Raw genomic sequence first — 16,811 nt, 5'->3', positions numbered from 1 at the left:
GGGGGCAGGGGGAGGTGGGTGGGGGTGGGGTCCGAAGGTCCTGTGGGTGGGACCGGGTGGGGTGCTGGTGGGACCGGGGAGGTCGGGCGGTGCGGGTCTTCGCGCACGTGGGGGGCGGAACGGGACGACAGGGCAGGGACACCCACAGGGCGGATGTTCTCCACGGCGCGGGTATACGTTGTAATGGACGTCTCCCCGCCCCCAGGAGGTCACCGTGGCGAGCGTCGCCGAGCTGAAGGCAGCCATCGAGGTCGCCCTCCAACAGATCGGGGACGGTCAGACAGCGGTGCAGGCGGCCGGCGAGAAGCTCTCCGAGGCGCAGCAGACCCTGGCCGGGGCCCTGGAGGGCAGCGGGCACGAGACCGTGGAGGCCGCCCAGGCCTCGCTGACCCAGGCCGGGCAGGAGCTGGAGGAATGCCTCGCCGCGACCCTGGTCGCGGTGGAGCAGGCGCAGCTCTACGTCTCGACGCTCTGAGCGGCCGCCGTGTCCATCGTGGAGGACGTCGGGGCGCAGGTACGCGCCGCCGCGGAGGAGTTCCCCCTCGCCCAGCTCGCCCTGGCGCTGGAGAAGTTCGGCCAGGCCACCGAGCGGCTGCGCTGGGTCCGGCAGGAGTCGGCCGACCCGATGGGGGTGCCGGAGCTCTCCGCCGCCGTCGAGCACGCCGAGGCGGCCGGGCACGCGTTACGGGTGGCCCAGGAGCAGCTCACCGCGTACCTGGCGGCGATCGGGCTCGCCCCCGACGGCGCGCCCCCACCACCGGCCACCGGTCGGGCCCCGAAACACGACGCGCCGCGCGAGGACGGGCCGCCGCCCGCCGCGCCGGCTGCCGAGCCGGCCGCCGACCCGACGGTCAAACGCTGGTGGTCGGTCCGGGTGGCCGAGCTGACCGGGGGCGCGGAGGGCCCGCCGGACGAGCCGGACGAGCGGGTCGCCGACTCCCGGGAGCTGCTGCGCCGGGTGGTGGGCGGCGTCCGCTCCGGCGACCGGGACCGGCTGCACCGGGAGCTGCGCCGGGCGCACGCCGACGTCGGCCTCGGCATGGCCGCCCTCGCCCCGCCCCTGCTGCGCGACCTCGCCGGGGAGCTGCTGGGGCATCCGCCCCGCGCCGACGACCTGGGCCGGCTGCGCGGCGAGCTCGACGGCCGGGTGCGCGACCTGCTGCCCGGCCTGCCGCCGCCGGTGCTGGACACCCTGCTCACCCGGATCTGCCGGATGCCCCCGCCGCGCCGGGGCGAGGGCGAGCAGCAGCCGCACGCCGCCGACCCCGCCGTGACGGCCGGGGTGGCGACCGGGGTGCTGCTGGCCCGGCTGGGCCGGGACCTGCCCCGCGCCGACGAGCCCGACCCGCGCCGGCAGGCGGTGCCCGACCACCGGCCCGACGGCGGACGCCGTGGCTGACCGGCGCGGGCAGCTCGTCTCCCGGGTACGCGGGATGCTCTCCGAGGCCCTCGGCGCCACCCGTACCCGGCTGGCCGTCGCCGAGACGGAGTTGACCGGCGCCCGGGAGCGGCTGGCCCGGACGCGACGGGCGGCCGCCGCCGTACCGCAGCGGGTCGCCGCGGAGCGGGACCGACGGCTGGCCGAGATCGACGACCGGCACGCCGCACGGATCGGCGAGCTGGCCCGCCGCACGGCCGCCGCCGCGCTGCGGGAGGCCCCGGGCGCGGCGTCCGCGCCCTGGCCGGACTGGCACGCGACGCCGGCCGCGCGGGGCGAGCCGATCGGTCCGGTACGGGTGGGCACGCTGCGCATCCCCGGCGCGGAACCGGTGCCGGCGCTGGTGCCGCTGCTGGACGCCGGGCACGTGCACCTGGCCGGGGCCGACCGGCACGGTGGCGACGCCGTGGTGTCCGCGCTGCTGCTGCGCGGCGTCGGCCGGGCCGACCCCGGCGCGGTGCGGCTCTACGGGTACGACCCGGAGCACCTGGGCGGCGGGCTGGCCGGGTTCGCCCCGCTCGGCACCGCCGGGCTGCTCACCTTCGTCGGCCCGGGCGGCCTCGGGCGGCTCCTGGACGACCTGGTCGAGCAGATCCGTCGGATCAACGAGACCGTCCTCGCCGGTGAGTACGCCTCGCTGCGCGAGCTGGCCACGGCGACCGGCCGCCGACCCGAGCCGTGGCGGGTGGCGGTGCTGCTCGGCGGGGACGAGCTGTCCCGGCACGAGCGCGGCCAACTCGACCGGGTGCTGCGTACCGGGGCGGCCTGCGGGGTGCACCTGGTGGTCCGGGGGATCGACCTGCCGGAGGACCCGACGCTCACCCGGATCACCGCCGAGAGCGGCGAGGCCCGGGTGGGCGGCCCGAGCGGCCTGCCGGTACGCCTCGACCCGCCGCCGCCGGCCACCCTGGTCACCGAGACCTGCCGGGAGATCGCCTCCCGGGTCAACGCCGGCCCCCCGCCGACCCCCTTCACCGACCTGCTGCCCCCGCCGGAGCAGATGTGGAAGGAGGACTCGGCGCACGGGCTCACCGCGCCGATCGGTGAGGGCCCGCACGGCCGTCCGGTCCTGCTGACCCTGGGCGACTATCCGCCGCACGCGTTGATCGGCGGCCCGTCCGGCACCGGCAAGACCAACCTGATCTTCGCCTGGATCGGCGCGTTGGCCGCCCGGTACTCCCCCTCCGAGCTGGAGTTCTACCTGCTCGACTTCAAGGAGGGGGTGTCCTTCGCCCGGTTCGCGCAGGGCCGGCGCGACCCGAGCTGGCTGCCGCACATGCGGCTGGTCGGCATCAACGTCAACACCGACCGGGAGTTCGGGCTGGCGCTGCTGCGCTTCCTCGCCGAAGAGCTGCGCCGCCGCGCCGACGCGGCGAAGAAGCACGAGGTCACCAAGCTCGCCGAGCTGCGGGCGGTGGACCCGACGGGGCACTGGCCGCGGATCGTGGCGGTGGTGGACGAGTTCCAGGCGCTGCTGGCCGGCCGGGACGTGGTGGCCCGCGAGGCCGCCGACCTGCTGGAGGACCTGGCCCGGCGGGGCCGGTCGCAGGGCATCCACCTGGTGCTCGCCTCACAGGACGTGCGGGGCATCGAGGCGCTGTGGGGCCGGCCGGCGCTGGTCGCCCAGTTCACCCTGCGGATCGCGCTGCCGAAGGCGCTGCGGATCCTGGCCGAGCGCAACGACGCCGCGCAGGCGCTGCCGAAGTACCACGCGGTGGTCAACGCCGAGTCCGGGATGACCGAGGGCAACCAGGTGGCGCGGATCCCGTCGGCCAGCGACTGGGAGACCTGGAGCGAGTTGCAGCACCGGCTGTGGCGGATGCGCCCGGCCGACGCCGCCCCGGCCCGGCTCTTCGACGGCGACGCGGTCCCCCGGCTGGCCGACGCGCCGGATTTCCGGGCGCTGGCCCCGCCGGCCGGTGACGCCGCGCCCCGTGGGCCGGTGGCGCTGCTCGGGGAGATCATCGACGTGCAGGCCCGCTCGGCGGCGCTGCGGCTGCCCCGGGCGCCCGGACGCAACCTGGCGGTGCTGGGCACCCGGGTCGACGAGGCGTGCGCGGTGCTCGACGCCGCCGCCCGTTCCCTGGCCCGGCAGCACCGGCCCGGCACCGCCCGGTTCTCCATCGCCTGCCTCGACCCGGACGCCGACCCGGCGGCCCGCGCCCTCTACGAGGACCTGGCCGACGACGCCGCCTGGTACGACGAGGAGACGGTGCCGGAGCTGATGGCCGAGACGGTCGAGGCGCTGGCCCGGCCGGGCACCCCGGCCACCCCGCACTACCTGCTGCTGTTCGCGGTCGACGCGGCGGCCGGTGCGCTCTCGGCGTCGGTCGGTGGGCGTACCGGGCTGGACCGGCTGCGCCGGATCCTGCACGACGGGCCGGAGCGGCGTACCCACGTGCTGGCCTGGTGGCGCGGGGTGGCCCGGATGCGGGCCGACCTGGGCGGGCCCGCCGCCCGCACGGACCAGATCGGGGCCTGGGTGGCACTCGACGTGCAGGGCGGTGAGCTGGGCTCGGCGCTGTACCCGGGCACCGGCGGGCCGGACTGGTACCCCCGTCCGTGGCGCGGGCTCTTCTTCGACCGCGCGGTGCACCGCACCGGACAGGTGATCATCCCTTATGGTCCGTCCCGATGAACGAACCGGTCGCCAGTGACACGTACGCCGCCCAGGTCCGTCGCCTCGCCGAGCTGACCGGCCGGGTCCGGTCCCAGCGCGCCGAGGCGCAGGCGTGGCACGACCAGCAGTGCGCCGCCGCCGACCGGGCGGTGGCCGAGGCGGCCGAGCAGCTGCGCCGGGCCGAGGCGGAGGTGGCCGAGGCCCGGGCGATGGTGGACCGGGTGGACGCCGAGGTGGGTCACCTCTGGGCGGAGCTGCGCGGCCGGGTGGGGCTGGGCGCACGTCGCCTCGGACCGCCGCCGGGGCCGGCGCGGGACGCCACCGGGGACCCGGTGGCGTCGCTGCGCGGGGTACGGGACCTGTTGGACCGGGCCGGGCAGCCGGGTGAGTTGCCTGGCTCGACGAACCCGCTGCTGGCGCTCTGCGGGGTGGCCGGCGCACTGTTCGCGTACGCCCTGGGGGCCGGCGCCCGCGCGCTCGGGGTGCGCTACGGCGGCGACCTGGCGGCGGGGATGCCGGTGCTGGCCCTGGTGGTGACGCTGCTCGGCCCGCTGGTGGGGTTGGCCCCGGCGAAGCGGCTGGCGGACCGGCGGCACGCGCTGCTCGGCCCGCGACCGGCGGCGATCGTGCTGGTCGCCGGGCTGGCGACCACCGTGGCGCTGCTGGTGGCGACCCGCTGACCCCTGCCCCTTCGGTCGCAGCGGTCGGCGGCGTCGCTCCCGCACGTGTAGCGGTCGGTGGAGGGCGTGATGCGGCGGGCCGGTGAGCGGTGTGGCGGGGTGCCGACAGGCGGGCCAGCGCGGTCGCCGTGACTGACCGGGCTGTTCACTGTCCGTCACGTCGGCGGCGGGAGGTGGGGAAGGGTCGCGGACGCTTTGCTCTGCACCTACGGACGCACCACCGCGCTGACGTGCGCCGCATGCGGTCGTGGCCAGCCACCCGAGGTGCCCTCCGGGTGACGCTCCGCATCTGGCGCGCCGGTGGGTGCAGAGCAAAGGCGGCGTGGGGCGGCACCGACGCCGACAGTCCGGTCACGCGCCGTGACCTGTTGGCTCGCCATGTCGTCGGGGCGTCGGAGGTGGTGGGCGACGAGTTGGCGGCGCGGAGCCGGGCGCGCAGGCGGTGACCGGCACCTTCGCCGCCGTGAGGAGGGCGTGCGGGTCGTCACGGGCATCGGCGTTGCCGGCCAAGCACCACCGGCACCCGCCGGTCCGCCGCTCGCCGCCTGCGCGGGCCGCCCCTGCCCGGTCCCCGCCCCTGCCCGCCCCGCCCCGCCAGGAGCGGGGCGGCAGGAGCAAGCCGACAGGAGCGGGCCGCGCAGGGGCGGGTCGCGCGTGACCTCACTCGGCCGGAACGGCGACCGCCTCGCGCAGCAGCCGGCGGGCCAGCACCAGCCGGTCGGCGTCGTCGTCCAGTCCGGGCAGGTCCCCCACCCGGATCGTCTCGCCGGTGAGCAGCGCGCGCAGCGCCGTCTCGCACTGCCCGGGCAGGGTGATCGTCCGGTCGACCAGCCGCAACGCGATCCTGCCGTCGCCGGCCGGGGTGAGCTGCCAGCGCAGTCCGCCGCGCGGGGCGATGCGGTGGTCCGGGTCGAGGGCGGCGAGCGCGGCGGCCTGCGCGAGAGGCCGGATCGGCGCCGGCCGGGCCGCCGGCCAGGCCCGCCGCCGCAGCCCGGCGGCCACCGCGGCCGGGTCGGCGCGCAGCAGCCAGTCGCGCAGCGCCTCGACGGTCTCGGTGAGTTCGGGCTCGATGGCGTCCGGGTCGGCGACGTCGGTGCCGAAGGGCAGGCCGGCCCGCAGCCGGGGGTCCTCGGCGGCGAGCGCCAGCAGCTCTTCGACCAGGGCGTACCGGGTCAACGCCCGGATGCCGACGGTCAGGTGCAGCGAACTGGACTCCTGAGCCTGGGCGCTGTGCAGCCAGCCGCGCGGCAGGTAGAGCGCGTCCCCCGGTTCGAGGACCACGTCGAGGGCGGCCGGGCCGGAGGCGGTGGCGGAGACCTCGTCGGCCCGGCCGCCCCACGGCTGCTTCTCCAGCGGGTCGGGCAGCACCGGCGGGTGGATCCGCCAGTGCTTTCGGCCGTCGACCTGCAGGACGAACACGTCGTGGGTGTCGTAGTGGGTGGCGAAGCCCTGGCTGCCGGCCGGGGTCAGGTAGGCGTTGACCTGGAGCGGCTGGGCGAGCGCGGCGCCCAGGTCGCGGGCGAAGTCGACCAGGGCGGGCCAGGTGCGGTGCAGGCCCTGCAACACGAGGGTCGCGCCGGAGGCGTACAGCTCCAGCACCTTCTCGTCGAGGACCTGGTCACCGATCTCGGCGCCCGCGCCACCCCCGCCGGTGTAGCGGGCCGCGGGCACGAGCCGGCCGTCCTTGGCCACCCGCAGGAACGGGGTACGCAGGCCGCGCCGGCTGAGCAGCTCGTCGGCGTCGGCGGGGCTGAGCAGGTCGGTGAAGCCGTGTGGGTCGGGCAGCTCGTCGGCGCGGGAGAGCAGTGGCTCGCGGCCCCAGTACGCGGCGGCGAACTTGGCCGGCTCGACGCCGACGCAGCGGGTGAGGGCCGCCAGGGCGCGGGACGGAACCGCCGGGCGGCCGTGGCCGCCCGGCGGGTCGACGATCGTCACGACGATCCGTCAGGACGCGCTGCCGTCGGCGCCACCGTCCTGGTGACCCGGGGTCGCGCCACCGTCGGCCGGACCCTCGGCACCACCATCCGCGCCACCGTCCTGCTGGCCCGGAGTCGCGCCACCGTCGGCCGGACCCTCGGCACCACCATCCGCGCCACCGTCCTGCTGGCCCGGAGTCGCGCCACCGTCGGCCGGACCCTCGGCACCACCATCCGCGCCACCGTCCTGGTGACCCGGGGTCGCGCCACCGTCGGCCGGGCCCTCGAGGCCGCCGCCGCTGGTGGTCTGCATGTCATCGTCGTTGAGTGCCATGGGTGCTCCCTCGGGTGTGCCGCCCCGCCGTAGGTCGGGGATTCGTCGTGCAGCGGGTGGTACCCCACGCGCGATCTTCTCTAACCACACCGTAGACGGCGGGGCCCGACGTTCGGGACAGTTCGCCGGGCCCCGCCGTCGGTCAGCCGTTGCGGCAGGTCGCGCCGTTGAGGGTGAAGGAGGCGGGCGTCGGGTTGGACCCGCCGTGGGTGCCCTGGAAGCCGAAGCTCACCGTGCCGCCGGTCGGCACGGACGCGTTCCACGCGGCGTTGCGGGCGGTCACCTGCGCCCCGGACTGGGTGACGGTGGCGTTCCAGGCGTTGGTCACCTGCTGGCCGGCGGTGAAGGCGAACCCGACGGTCCAGCCGTTGAGCGCGGCACCGTCGTTGCGGACCCGGACCTCGGCGGTGAAACCGTTGTTCCAGGAGTTCGGGACGTAGCTGACCACGCACCCGCCCGGGACCGGGGTGCCGGGGCCGGGGGTGGGCGTCTTCGGCGACGGTGAGGTGTTGGGCGTGCTGGGCGGGGCGGTCACTCCCCCGCCGAGCGCCTCGGCCACCGCCTGGTACGCCGGCTTCGGCGCGTAGTTGTCGTCCCAGATCAGCGCCGCGCCCTGGCCGGGGAAGACCTGCGGGATCCAGGAGTACCGGTCGGTGATGCCCCAGGTGGTGACGCCGGCGCAGCGGCTCACCGCCAGGCAGGCGGTGACCACCTTCCGGTAGTCGGCGGCCTGGGTGGCGAGGTTGACCGCGGTGGGCGGGGTGGGCATCCGGATGTCCAGCTCGGTGATCCGGACGTCGACGCCGAGGTCGGCGAAGCGCTGGAGGTTGGCCTGCAGGTCGCCGGGGACCTGACCGACGATCAGGTGCGCCTGGAAGCCGACGCAGTCGATCGGCACCCCCCGGGCCTTGAAGTCACGGACCAGGTTGTAGATGGCGGTGCTCTTGGCGTTGACGCCGTCGGTGCTGTAGTCGTTGATGCACAGGTCGGCGGCCGGGTCGGCGGCGCGGGCCGCGCGGAACGCCTCCTCGATCCAGCCGTCGCCGATCCGCTGCTGGAAGACGCTGTCCCGGCGTCCGCCGGAGCCGCCGTCGGCGAACGCCTCGTTCACCACGTCCCAGGCGACGACCTTGCCCCGGTAGTGGCCGGCCACCCCGGCGATGTGGTCCTTCATCGCCCGCAGCAGCTCGGGCCCGGACAGGCCCGACGCCCAGCCCGGTAGCTGGGAGTGCCAGACCAGCGTGTGGCCGTACAGCTTCTTGCCACCGGCCGCCGCGTAGTCGGCGACGGCGTCGCCCTGGGCGAAGGTGAACTGGCCGCGGGTGGGTTCGGTGGCGTCCCACTTCATCGCGTTCTCGGCGACGACCAGGTTGAACTCGGTGTCGGCGATCTGCTTGTACGCGCTCTCGGCGAGCCGGTCGGGGGCCAGGGCGAAACCGATGTCGCGGCCCTTGGCGTCGGCCAGGCTCTTCAGGCTGGTGGCGGCCTCGGCGGCGCCCGGCCGGCTGACCGTGACGCCGACGGCGAGCGCGGTGGCGGCGGCGAGCACGGTGGCCAGCACGGCCGACCGGGCCCGTCGGGAGGTGTGGTGGATGCGCATGCGGTCCCTGTCCTTCGTGGAGGTCGCACGACGGTGACGACCAGTGACGAACGACGATGGGAGCGCTTCCGCGATCCTCGCACCGGCTCCGGTGGACGTCAAGGCGGCCGCCGGGCGGCGGCGGAGCGACGGCGGTGCCAGGATGACGGGAGGAGCCGAGGGAGAGGGGTCCGCCATGGGGCAGCCGCAGCCGGAACCGTTGACGCCGCTGGCCGAGGACTGGCAGCGCGCGCTCGCCGTGGTGGCCCACCCCGACGACCTGGAGTTCGGCGCCGCCGCCGCGGTCGCCCGCTGGACCGGGCAGGGCAAGGAGGTTGCCTACTGCCTGGTGACCAGCGGCGAGGCCGGGATCGACGCGATCGCCCCGGAGCGGGCCCGGGTGATCCGCGAGGAGGAGCAGCGGCTCTCCGCCCGGCTGGTCGGGGTGGACACCGTGGACTTCCTCGGCCTCCCCGACGGCCTGCTGGAGTACGGCGTGCCGCTGCGCCGGGCGATCACCGAGGTGATCCGCCGGCACCGGCCGGACGTGGTGATCACCAACAACTTCCGGGAGACCTGGGACGGGGCGTACACGCTCAACCAGGCCGACCACATCGCCACCGGGCGGGCGGTGCTCGACGCCGCCCGGGACGCGGGCAACCGCTGGATCTTCCCCGAGCAGCTGACCGACGGCGGGCAGCCGTGGAACCGGGTACGCGAGGTGTGGGCCGCCGCCTCACCGCTGGCCCGGCACGGGGTGGACGTGACCGACACCTTCGACGCGGGGCTGGCGTCGCTGCGGGCGCACGACGCGTACCTGCAGGGGCTGGGCGACGGCGGCTTCGACCCGGAGGAGTTCCTGGAGGGGATCAGCCGGCCGGCGGGCACCCGGCTCGGCGTGCGCCACGGCGCCGCCTTCGAGGTCTTCCCGCTGGGCCTGCACTAGGCGGGCGCGGTGTTCCTGGTCGGCACGTCGGGCTGGCAGTACCGCGAGGCCCGCCCCACCGGGCGCGGCGGGACGGGCCGGGTGTCACCCGGTCACGGGATCATCTGCTGAAGGTCCTTGGGCATGGTGGACCTGACGTCGTCCCACTCGCCCTGGGTGATGTGCCGGCGCAGGGTGTCGAGCACCACCTGCGTCACCCGCTCGGGGCCGCCCTCCACGTCGTACGGGAAGCCCTGGCGGACCTCGTAGAGGAAGTCGTCCCGGTTGAGCTTGATCGGGACGTTGTCCGGCTGCCACCCGTCGAAGTAGATCCCCCGGACCAGCACCGGCAACTGCGCGGCGAACTCGGCGCTCTCCTGCACCGTCATCCGGTCGCGCAGCAGGTGCAGGACGGTGCGCAGCGCCGCGTAGGACTGGTTGCGCTGCGCCTTGGGCCAGCCGTACGCCTGCTCGATGTCCTTGAGGATCAGGTTGGTCTTGTCCATCGAGGTCTCGAATGCCGAATGCAGCTGCTCAGCCATCACGCCACCCCCGCGTCTCGCTCTCCCACCGTCGGTCGTCGTCGCGGCGCGGCGGCCCGGACGGCCCCCGCTCCTGGCGGACCGGACTGGTCCGGTCGGCCCGCGTCGGCCGCCGGGTGCTGCTGCCACCACCCGAGCCGACGACGTGCAGCACGGCGCCACGCCGTGGGTCCGTCACCACCCGCACTCCCATACCGGTCACCTCCGTACCTGCGTCGGTGTCGGCCGGTCGCGGTGACCGGCACCGCCCATGCTGCGCGCGGACCGGGTGAGCCCACCTCACCCGCTGCGGGTGAGGCCGGCGGCCGCCCGCCGGAGTACGCCCGGCGTCACGCCGCGAGCAGGTCCTGCAACTGCTGGCCGTTGGTCTGGGCGTAGTCCCGGTAGCAGTTGTTCATCAGCACGTGCGTCCGGTCGGCGTCCTTCGCCAGCTCCCGCAGCCTCGGCGCCCAGTCCCGCAGCTCGCGGTCGGAGTAGCGGTAGCCGAACTTCTCGTGGATGTCCTTGCTGGTCCACTTGTCGCTGTGCCCGTGGAAGCGCACCACGGCCAGGTCCGCGGTGGCGGCCAGCACCGGCGGCACCGAGTTGCGGTGTCCCTGCGGCATGTCCACGCAGACGTACGCCAGCTCGTGCCGGCGCAGGAAGTCCAGGGTCTCGTCGGCGTTGTCGCCGTCGAACCAGGAGGCGTGGCGGAACTCGAAGACCGGCCGCAGCGGGCGGCAGCGCCGCTCGACCTCCAGCAGGTACTCCTTGTTGGCCCGCTTGATGGTGAACCAGGGCGGGAACTGGAACAGCAGCGCGCCCAGCTTGCCGGCCCCGACCAGCGGGTCGAGCGCGGCGAGGAACCGCGTCCAGACCTCCTCGTACGCCTGCGCGGGCAGGTCGTCCGGGTAGAGGTTGCGCTTGTCGGTGTCCGGTCGCAGGTCCTTGTAGAGCGCGGAGACCCGGGTGGGGTGCCCGGTCAGCAGGCTGAACGCCTTGATGTTGAAGGTGAACCCGGGCGGGGTCCGCTCCGCCCACAGCCGGGCGGTCCGCTCGGCCGGCGGCGAGTAGTAGGTGGCGTCCACCTCGACCAGGGGGAACTGCCGGGAGTAGTACGCCAGGCGTTTCTCCGGCGTGTCCGCGGTCTGCGGATACCACCCCGAGTCGAGCAGGGTCCGGTCGGTCCAGGACGCGGTGCCCACTTCGATCTCACCCATGGACAGGGTCCACCGCGTCCCGATCCGTCGTCACGACGCCGCTCAGGCGGCCCGCCGCTCCCGCGTCTGCTTGCAGGTCACGCAGGAGGTGGCGGACGGGAAGATCTCCAGCCGCTCGACCGGGATCGGCGCGGAGCAGCCCTCGCAGAAGCCGTAGGTCCCCTCGTCGAGCCGGCTGAGGGCGTGCTCGAACTGGGCACGGCGCTCCAGGATGGTCCGCAGCAGGGACTGCGCGGTGTCCCGCTCGGCGGTCTTGGTGCCGCTGTCGGCCTGGTCGTCGCCGGCGGTGTCGCCGACCTCCACCAGCCGCAGCACCTGGCTCTGCGCGACCGCCTGCTCGTACTCCGCGGACAGCTCGTCGTGGCGGGCCTGCAGGGAGAGTCGGATCTGGTCGATCTCCGCCTGGGATCGGCCCGTACCGACCGTGTCGTGGACGAGCATCGCTGCCTGCCTTTCGTGGGCCTGTGGCTGTCCGGGGCGGTTCGTCCCGGACCCGGTGCGCACGGGCGAGATCACCCGTGCCTGTTGAGCCGGGCGATTACCCGTCCGCCGAGTCGGCCAAACCGACGATTTTTCCCCGCTCCCGCCGGCGGTCAGGACGGCTCGACGAGCGCGGGGTGACGGGGGTCGTCGACGCGTACCACGACGTCGGCGAAGGAGGCGGGGTCGACCTCCTCGGCGTACCGGTCGAAGGCGGGCAGCGTCCAGCGCAGCCGCGGGTCGGTCCGCCGGGCCAGGGCGGCCGGGGAGAGCGCCAGGTGCACGGTCAGGTCGAAGGGCAGGCCGCCGCCGAGCAGCAGCGCCCCGCTGACCAGCAGCACCGCGCCGGTGGGCAGGTCGAGGTACGCGGCGCGGCTGGCCCGGTCGGTCCCGGCGTCCCAGAGCGACGGCAGGACCCGCCCGGAGCCGCCCGGCCCGGCCGGTTCGAGCACCTCCCGACGCAGCCCGGCCTCATCGGTCCAGCCCTCGTAGTACGCGTCCGGATTGGTCCGGCCCAGCTCGTAGCGGACCGAGGCGGGACGCAGGAAGTCCCCGGCGCGGATGCGCAGCACCGGACGGCCGCCGGCGCGCAGCGGGTCGACCAGGGCGTCGGCGAGCCGGTCCGGGTCGGCGGCGGGCGGGCCGTCGACGGCCACCCGGAGCCGGGGCGGCGGCCGGTCGGCGGCCGGGCCGGACGGCGGCCGGTCGGCGGCCGGGTCGGCGGCGGCGAGGACGCGGTCGGTCAGCTCGGTGACGAGTCGTTCGGGCGAGATGGGTCGCACGCGCATCCGACCATGGTGCCCCGGCCGGGTCGGCGCGGTCGGGGCGTCCTCGGGGGCAGGCCGGCGTGGCGGCGGGGGCCGGCCACGGCGGGACCGGCGGTTGGGCCGCTCCGGCGACCTGCCGGCCGCTCAGCCGGTGCGGTCGATGGTGACCCGGGCGTCGTCGGCGAGCCGGTAGCCGACGCCGTACACGGTGGTGACCAGCGGGACGTCCACGCCCACCTTGCCGCGCAGCCGCCGCACGTGCACGTCGACCGTGCGGACCCCGGCGTGCTCGTAGCCCCAGACCGCGTTGAGCAGCTGCAACCGGGTGAAGACCCGACGCGGGTGGGCCACCAGGTGCAGCAGCAGGTCGAACTCCAGCCGGGTCAGCGGCAACGGCTCACCGTCGCGCAGCACCGAGCGGGAGGCGGCCAGGATGTGCAGGGCGGGGATGGTCGGCGCCAGCGACCGGCCCGCGGAGCGGCCGGCGGGCAGCGGCTCGGGCCGTCGTTCGGCCGGTACGCCGGTGGTGGTGATGGTGCCCTCACCCCGCTCCAGCATCTCCCGGGCGGCCTCCAGCAGCCGCCGGGCCGGTGGGGTCAGGGACTCCTCGTTGGCCAGCGGGATGGACAGGGTCACGGTGAGCACGGGCGCGGCGGTGTTGGCCGGGCGGCGCTGGCCGCCGGGGGGACGACCGGGGACCGCAGGTTGGGACGTATGCCATCCGGCGCGCGACGAGGCGGGGCTGACCGACATGGTCCTCCTTGGCTGGTCCGGGTAATCCCACGGCCCGGGACGCCGCTTCATCGATGCTTCCGGGCCCCTGAGCGAGGGTCAAGGGGCGGCCGCGTTGCATGAATGTGACAATTGACGAACACATCGCAGCCGAACCCTCGCTCTGCGTACGAGCCTGATGATTACAGCAGAGTCACGGGGTGGACGTGGACGGGGGGGTACCCCCGCGCCGTCACACTGGCCGGTGCCGGCCCGGCACACCAGGGCGGAAGGTCCCTCGACACGCCGCGCCGGCAGCGGGTCGGCGGAACCGGTCGACGCGGATGCGAGCGTCGTCGGCGAGGCGGTAGCCGACGCCGTACACGGTGGTCACCACCGGTGTGCGGGCGGCGAGCTTGGCGCGCAGCCGGCGCACCTGCACGTCCACGGTACGGGCCACGGCGTACTCGTGACCCCGGACGCCGGCGAGCAGCTGGAGCCGGGTGAAGACCCGGTGCGGGTGCTCGGCGAGGAACAGCAGCAGGTCGAACTCGATGCGGGTGAGCGGGATCTCCTTCCCGCCCGGCCAGGACGTACAGCGCGGGGGTGTTCGTCGTCCGTCGCCGAACGCGGGGCGGGGACGACGGTCACGGCCCGGGGCACGGCGGGCTCGGTCGGGCGGACGATCCCCTCCCCCGACTCGGCCAGTCCGCCGAGCAGGTCGAACAGGCGGGCCAGCCGGGGGCGTCATCGCCACGGCACTCCAGCCGTCAAGATCTACAGGTTCAATGGGTGTTGCCGAATGACGGGACGGCGCTCCGGCCGGACCGGACCGGGATCAGCGCAGCACGGGCGGGTCCACCCGGTAGCCCGGCACCGAGGGCCAGCGCACGGTGAGCACGACCGACTCCCGCTCGGCGTACCAGCTGTGGTCGACCCCGCGTCCCCAGACGACGTAGTCACCCGGGTTGCCGAGCACCACCGTGCGGTCCGGGAACTCCATCCGGAACCGACCGCTGATGAGCACCAGCAGCGCTGTGCGCCGCTCACCCGTCGCCCACCGCGACCGGGCCTGCCCCGGCGGGTGCACGCCCCACTTCACCTCGACGTCGGTGCTGTGCCGGGGGTCGCCGGCGGGCATGAAGTGACCGAGCAGCCAACCGGCGTTGGTGGCCCCGTCCACACCGGCGTTGCCCACGTACACGTCGTCCATGACCCTCCCCGGGCTGGCAAGCTACCAGCCCGCCCGGCGGCCCGGGCCACTAGCCTGGACGGGTGACCGACGATCTGGACGCCGAGACGCTCGCCTTCGCCCATCGGATGTTCGACCTGGCGCGCAGCGGCGCGACCGAGGAGCTGGGCGGATACGTCGACGCCGGGCTGCCGGTCAACATGACCAACGACAAGGGCGACACGTTGCTGATCCTGGCCGCGTACCACGCCCACCCGGACACGGTGGCGGCCCTGCTGGCCCGGGGCGCGGACCACACCCGTACCAACGACCGGGGCCAGACCGCCCTCGCCGCGGCGGTGTTCCGGCGCGACGCCGAGGCCGTGCGGGCCCTGCTGGCCGCCGGGGCCGACCCGGCGCACGGCGGCCCGTCCGCCGTGGAGACCGCCCGCTTCTTCGACCTGCCGGAGATGCTCACCCTGCTCACCTCCCACTGAGGCCCACCATGGACGATCCCGTACCCGAGCGGATGCGCACGGCGGCCACCGCCCTGCTGGACGCCCTCGACGAGCCGGCCCGCGCCGCCGCCGGCCACCGCTTCGACGACGAGGGCCGACGGTGGTTGGAGTACCGGCCCCGGCCGCGTCCCGGTGTCTGTCTGGCCGACCTGGACATCGCCGGCCGCAAGGCCGCGCACCGGCTGCTCGCCACCGCGCTCAGCCCGGCCGCGTACGCCCAGGCGATGGCGGTCGTGGCGCTGGAGGAGGTGCTGGACCGGGCGGAGGGGTGGCGACGCGGGCGACACAGCGGCGACTACTGGGTGGCCGTCTTCGGCGATCCGGCCGCCGACGACCGGTGGGCCTGGCGGTTCGAGGGGCACCACCTGTCGGTGAGCATGACGGTGGTCGACGACGAGGTCTCACCCGCCCCGGTGTTCCTCGGCGCCAACCCGGCCACCGTCACGCACGCCGGCCGCCCCGTCTCGCGCCCGCTCGGGATCGAGGAGGACCTGGCCCGGGAACTGCTGGCGGCGATCGGCCCGGCCGGTCGCGCGGCGGCCGTCATCGCCGACGAGGCGCCGGAGGACATCGTCAGCGCCACCCGGGCCTCGGTGGGCGCCCCGCTCACCCCGCTGGGGGTGCCGCGCGGGCGGCTCGGCGTCACCGGCCGGGCGCTGCTGGACAACCTCGTCGCGCTCTACCTGGACCGGCTCCCCGCCGAACTGGCGGCCCGGGAGGCCGACCGGGTCGCCGGCGGCGAGACGCACTTCGCCTGGGCCGGCCCGCTGCGGCCGGGCGGCCGCCACTACTACCGGATCCAGGGCGAGGACCTGCTCATCGAGTACGACAACACCGCCGACGACGGCAACCACGCGCACACCGTGCTGCGCCGCCCGGCCGGCGACTTCGGCGCCGACGTCCTCGCCGCCCACCACGCCCACTCCCACTGACCCACCCGCCCCGCTCTCCCCCGCCCGCCCGCCCCAGTCGATCATGAAGTTGTTGTCGTCCACACCGGCGTGTCGTGACAACAACTTCATGATCGACCGGGCCAGGCCGGGGCCAGGCCGGGGCGGGCCGGGGCCGGGGCCACGCCGGGGCCGGGCCGGGGTGGGGTTAGGGGGTGGGTCGGCGGGCCTCGATGAGGAAGCGGCGGGCTTGGGCGACGAAGGGGCCCTCGGCGCGGATCCGCTCGTGCAGCGCGGCGAGCCGCGGACGGTACCGGTCGACGTCGAAGTCCGGCACGGTCCACACCACCTTGCGCAGGAACCAGACCACCGCGCCGACATCGTGGAAGACCGCCCGCAGGGTGGCCTCCTGGAGCCGTACCACCGTCAGCCCGGCCGCCTCGGCGGCGGCGACGGCGTGCGCCGGGTGCCGGCCGGACGCGGGGGGCAGCGGGCCGAGCATCGCCTCGCTCAGCTCGCGCATCGTGCCCGGGCCGATCTGCTGGGACAGGTACGTCCCGCCGGGTCGCAGCACCCGGGCGATCTCGTTCCACCAGGTCTCGATCGGGTGCCGGCTGGTGACCAGGTCGAAGCTGCCGTCGCGGAACGGCAGGACGGGGGCCGCGCCGACCCGCACCACGGTGGCGCCGAGCCGGCGCAGCGTACGCCGGGCGAGCGCGACGTTCGGCGGCCACGCCTCGGTGGCGACCAGCAGCGGCGGCGGGGTCGGCACCCCGGCGAGCACCTCTCCGCCGCCGGTGTCGACGTCCAGCGCGGCGCGGGCCCGCGCCATCCGGGTCGCCATCAGGCGGGCGTAACCCCACGGGGGTCGTTCCTCGGTGGCCCGGCCGTCGAGCCAGGAGAAGCCCCAGCCGGCCACAGGCGCCTCGGTCGCCTCGGCGACCAGTTCGGCGAAACTGCGCTCGGTCACCGGGCCACCGTCCTCGACCCGGCCACCGCCGGCAACCGGTTTCCCGCCCGGACCGTCGGCCCTCGACGGGC

The 16,811-nt window shown here is 75.5% G+C and carries 18 protein-coding genes; 7 read left to right on the top strand and 11 right to left on the bottom strand.

Translation table 11 applies throughout. The features are described 5' to 3' along the window. Positions 1-214: 214 nt before the first annotated feature. From ACPFP2_RS28710 to ACPFP2_RS28695, 4 genes are read left to right on the top strand one after another with little or no spacing between them, the layout of a single operon-like run. Entirely contained in the window at positions 215-475 is a 261-nt protein-coding gene (locus ACPFP2_RS28710) for a hypothetical protein (RefSeq protein WP_088978723.1), read from the top strand. Between the two features lie 9 nt (positions 476-484). Continuing rightward, positions 485-1,399, top strand: coding sequence for a hypothetical protein (locus ACPFP2_RS28705; RefSeq protein ID WP_424093201.1), 915 nt, complete (start codon positions 485-487; stop codon positions 1,397-1,399). Continuing rightward, entirely contained in the window at positions 1,392-4,076 is a 2,685-nt protein-coding gene (locus ACPFP2_RS28700; protein WP_424093199.1) for an FtsK/SpoIIIE domain-containing protein, read from the top strand. The genes ACPFP2_RS28705 and ACPFP2_RS28700 overlap by 8 nt, the downstream gene beginning before the upstream one ends. Then, a complete protein-coding gene (locus ACPFP2_RS28695; protein WP_424093198.1) occupies positions 4,073-4,738 on the top strand; it encodes a hypothetical protein in 666 nt (221 codons plus the stop codon). The genes ACPFP2_RS28700 and ACPFP2_RS28695 overlap by 4 nt, the downstream gene beginning before the upstream one ends. A 660-nt stretch (positions 4,739-5,398) precedes the next feature. Here ACPFP2_RS28695 and ACPFP2_RS28690 read toward each other — a convergent pair. The 3 genes from ACPFP2_RS28690 to ACPFP2_RS28680 form a co-directional block, all read right to left on the bottom strand. Then, complete coding sequence (locus tag ACPFP2_RS28690) at positions 5,399-6,673, bottom strand: cupin domain-containing protein (RefSeq protein WP_424093196.1); 1,275 nt, start codon at positions 6,671-6,673, stop codon at positions 5,399-5,401. Between the two features lie 9 nt (positions 6,674-6,682). After that, on the bottom strand, positions 6,683-6,988 hold the full coding sequence (locus ACPFP2_RS28685; RefSeq protein ID WP_088978718.1) for a hypothetical protein: 306 nt from the start codon (positions 6,986-6,988) through the stop codon (positions 6,683-6,685). Positions 6,989-7,130: 142 nt separating this feature from the next. Then, complete coding sequence (locus ACPFP2_RS28680) at positions 7,131-8,588, bottom strand: endo-1,4-beta-xylanase (RefSeq protein ID WP_424093194.1); 1,458 nt, start codon at positions 8,586-8,588, stop codon at positions 7,131-7,133. 175 nt (positions 8,589-8,763) lie between these two features. Between ACPFP2_RS28680 and ACPFP2_RS28675 the strand changes: the two genes are divergently transcribed. Continuing rightward, positions 8,764-9,513 carry a PIG-L deacetylase family protein gene (locus ACPFP2_RS28675; protein ID WP_424093192.1) on the top strand — a complete coding sequence of 250 codons (750 nt, stop codon included), beginning with the start codon at positions 8,764-8,766 and terminating at the stop codon, positions 9,511-9,513. Positions 9,514-9,605: 92 nt separating this feature from the next. Here ACPFP2_RS28675 and ACPFP2_RS28670 read toward each other — a convergent pair whose 3' ends face one another. From ACPFP2_RS28670 to ACPFP2_RS28640, 7 genes are all read right to left on the bottom strand, one after another. Then, complete coding sequence (locus tag ACPFP2_RS28670; protein WP_424093190.1) at positions 9,606-10,034, bottom strand: DUF2267 domain-containing protein; 429 nt, start codon at positions 10,032-10,034, stop codon at positions 9,606-9,608. 329 nt (positions 10,035-10,363) lie between these two features. After that, positions 10,364-11,233 (bottom strand): DUF72 domain-containing protein, encoded by an 870-nt coding sequence (locus tag ACPFP2_RS28665; RefSeq protein WP_424093189.1) that lies wholly within the window; start codon positions 11,231-11,233, stop codon positions 10,364-10,366. A 42-nt stretch (positions 11,234-11,275) separates the two neighbouring features. After that, positions 11,276-11,674: a TraR/DksA family transcriptional regulator gene (locus tag ACPFP2_RS28660; protein WP_424093186.1), complete on the bottom strand. Its 399-nt coding sequence runs from the start codon at positions 11,672-11,674 to the stop codon at positions 11,276-11,278. Between the two features lie 152 nt (positions 11,675-11,826). Next, entirely contained in the window at positions 11,827-12,501 is a 675-nt protein-coding gene (locus ACPFP2_RS28655; protein WP_424093184.1) for a uridine kinase, read from the bottom strand. Positions 12,502-12,624: 123 nt separating this feature from the next. Next, positions 12,625-13,233 carry a winged helix-turn-helix domain-containing protein gene (locus ACPFP2_RS28650; protein WP_088978709.1) on the bottom strand — a complete coding sequence of 203 codons (609 nt, stop codon included), beginning with the start codon at positions 13,231-13,233 and terminating at the stop codon, positions 12,625-12,627. Positions 13,234-13,444: 211 nt separating this feature from the next. Next, entirely contained in the window at positions 13,445-13,942 is a 498-nt protein-coding gene (locus ACPFP2_RS28645; RefSeq protein ID WP_424093182.1) for a winged helix-turn-helix domain-containing protein, read from the bottom strand. An 87-nt stretch (positions 13,943-14,029) separates the two neighbouring features. Further along, entirely contained in the window at positions 14,030-14,404 is a 375-nt protein-coding gene (locus ACPFP2_RS28640; RefSeq protein ID WP_424093180.1) for a signal peptidase I, read from the bottom strand. Positions 14,405-14,466: 62 nt separating this feature from the next. Here ACPFP2_RS28640 and ACPFP2_RS28635 point away from each other — a divergent pair, with 62 nt between their 5' ends. Both ACPFP2_RS28635 and ACPFP2_RS28630 read left to right on the top strand, forming a co-directional pair. Continuing rightward, entirely contained in the window at positions 14,467-14,859 is a 393-nt protein-coding gene (locus tag ACPFP2_RS28635) for an ankyrin repeat domain-containing protein (RefSeq protein WP_424093178.1), read from the top strand. Between the two features lie 8 nt (positions 14,860-14,867). Continuing rightward, the gene (locus ACPFP2_RS28630) at positions 14,868-15,812 is read left to right on the top strand and encodes a DUF3500 domain-containing protein (RefSeq protein WP_424093176.1); all 945 of its coding nucleotides are present in this window, start codon (positions 14,868-14,870) and stop codon (positions 15,810-15,812) included. Positions 15,813-15,978: 166 nt separating this feature from the next. Here ACPFP2_RS28630 and ACPFP2_RS28625 read toward each other — a convergent pair whose 3' ends face one another. Beyond that, the gene (locus tag ACPFP2_RS28625; protein ID WP_424093174.1) at positions 15,979-16,740 is read right to left on the bottom strand and encodes a class I SAM-dependent methyltransferase; all 762 of its coding nucleotides are present in this window, start codon (positions 16,738-16,740) and stop codon (positions 15,979-15,981) included. Positions 16,741-16,811: the final 71 nt, after the last annotated feature.

Origin of the sequence: Micromonospora citrea (genome assembly GCF_049629545.1) — a bacterium.
Lineage (GTDB): Bacteria > Actinomycetota > Actinomycetes > Mycobacteriales > Micromonosporaceae > Micromonospora > Micromonospora citrea_A.
Note: the sequence above shows the minus strand (reverse complement) of the source record. Positions and strands in the feature narration are given on the sequence as shown.